This is a genomic window from Cryobacterium sp. MLB-32 (assembly GCF_000738085.1).
Classification (GTDB): Bacteria; Actinomycetota; Actinomycetes; order Actinomycetales; family Microbacteriaceae; genus Cryobacterium.
In genome coordinates, this window is sequence record NZ_JPRS01000442.1 from 1 (window position 1) to 837 (window position 837).

The window sequence follows — 837 nt, forward strand, 5'->3', positions numbered from 1 at the left end:
ACGTAGCTTGCTTGATACCGGCTGAATAGCAGGCGGAAATCAAAGGAGCACATCAGCATGAGCACACCAGCCAACGTCCTTGAGTTCTACGCACAGTCGAACTGGGGCAACAAATATCACGTCCCAGGCCCGTACTACAGCGGCCCGGGACATCACGGCTTCGACCTCAAGACTGGCGGGCAAGCGAAAGCTGTTCCAGCCTTGCGTGCGGGGACCGTCCGTCGCGTCCGGAGCTACGGTAGCGTCGGTACAAGCATCTCGATTGAAACGGCACCGGGTGATTTCTCGGGATACTCGCACCTCTATGGTGTGCGAGTCGCAGAAGGTCAGTGGGTGCAGCAGGGGGAGATCCTTGCGAACGTCGCGCTGTCATATCAGAGCCCCGGCAGCGCATGGGATGGACCGCACCTTCACTTGACTCGCGGGATCGATGCCACCTGCGTGGTCGGCCTGTCAGTCTCGGATCCGGAACCGTTGATCCGTGATGTTATCGGCGGCGGGACCGGTGGCGGAGTCCCTGGCGGCGGAGGCGGCACGGGGGGGATTTCAGTCTCTGTCGAGCAGGGCAAGATCCTCCAGCAGGTCGCGGCGCGAGGTGGGTACCAGGGCGTGCAGGATGGCATTCCTGGCGTCAACACTTGGAAAGGCGTTCAGACGGTCATCACGGACAATGGGTTCTATTCAGGCCCCGTCGACGGTCTCCCTGGGCCGAACACCTGGAAAGGCGTACAGAATCTCGCACAGCTCGGGGGCTACGGCGGACCGGTTGACGGATTTCCCGGTGACCAGACCTACAAGGGACTCCAGTCATGGTTGAGTGAGCCTGCTTCTCCGACG

1 protein-coding gene is annotated in these 837 nt (G+C 61.4%); it reads left to right on the plus strand.

Annotated elements, in window-relative coordinates; all coding sequences use genetic code 11:
• Positions 1 to 57 precede the first annotated feature (57 nt).
• On the plus strand, positions 58 to 837 hold a 780-nt coding region (locus tag JF66_RS22555; RefSeq protein WP_197059498.1), incomplete at its 3' end, for a peptidoglycan DD-metalloendopeptidase family protein.